This window comes from Petralouisia muris, assembly GCF_004793545.1.
Taxonomy (GTDB): domain Bacteria; phylum Bacillota; class Clostridia; order Lachnospirales; family Lachnospiraceae; genus Petralouisia; species Petralouisia muris.
This window is the reverse complement of record NZ_SRYA01000220.1, coordinates 1-893: the sequence shown is the minus strand read 5'-3', so window position 1 is coordinate 893 and position 893 is coordinate 1. Positions and strand designations below refer to the sequence as shown.

Genomic DNA, 893 nt, shown 5'->3' with positions numbered 1-893 from the left:
TTCATTCTCTTTATTATGCTTTATTGTCAAGCCCTACAGAGCTAATATCTGTTCCAAATACTTTCTAGCGTTCATACTGATACAATATCGTTTCTTTCTCAGCGACATTTTCTTCCCCACATCAAAAAGTTTTAATATTGATAAACACCACTTATTTATGATATTCAAATTTTGTGCCGCTGTTTTATCCAAAGTGGCGTTGGCGTCTTCTTTAAAAGTTACATCCAAATGCCAGTGCATGATTTCCACTGACCAGTGTTCCCTCACTGTCCTTGCAAACAGTTCCACATTCAACGGCAGGCTGCTTATATAATATCTTCTTTCTATTATCTGTTCACCTGCCTGTTCCGTTGTTTTACAGATCATCCCTATGCTTTTTATCCCTTTCCAGCGGCTTTTTTCCTGCATCCATCCCAGTCTGTCGCACTGGTAGTATTCCCTTGTTTCTATTTGGGAATGGGATTTTTCTTTGGTAACTTTATAGCCGCCGCTGCATTTTATTTCTTTCAGAAGTTCCCCGTCCTCAAAATACTCCCTTATCCCCCTATACAGGTTTTTTTGGTTTTCCTTTACCGCCAGCGTATAATCTGCACGCTTTTGTTTTATTTTTTCCGCGATTTCCGTCTGCGTCCCCATGGCGTCAATCGTTATAACGCAGCCTTTTACCTGTATGGCATCCAATAATTGCGGGATTGCAGTGATCTCATTTGATTTTTCCTCCACTTTTTTCTGCCCAAGGCAGAAACCGTCCATGTCACACCATGCGGAAACAATATGGTTTGCTTTCTGGCCGTTTGATTTATTTCCCCTCATGGTTTTTCCATCGATGCAGATGATTTTTTTGAGTGTTTCCCCTTCGTTGCTGTTTACGAGCTCATTCCATTTTTTATAAA

1 protein-coding gene is annotated in these 893 nt (G+C 40.3%); it reads right to left on the bottom strand.

Translation table 11 applies throughout. From position 1 onward, the window contains the following. Positions 1 to 33: 33 nt before the first annotated feature. Positions 34 to 893: ISAs1 family transposase (locus E5329_RS29160; RefSeq protein WP_135992581.1), on the bottom strand; the 860-nt coding region annotated here is incomplete at its 5' end.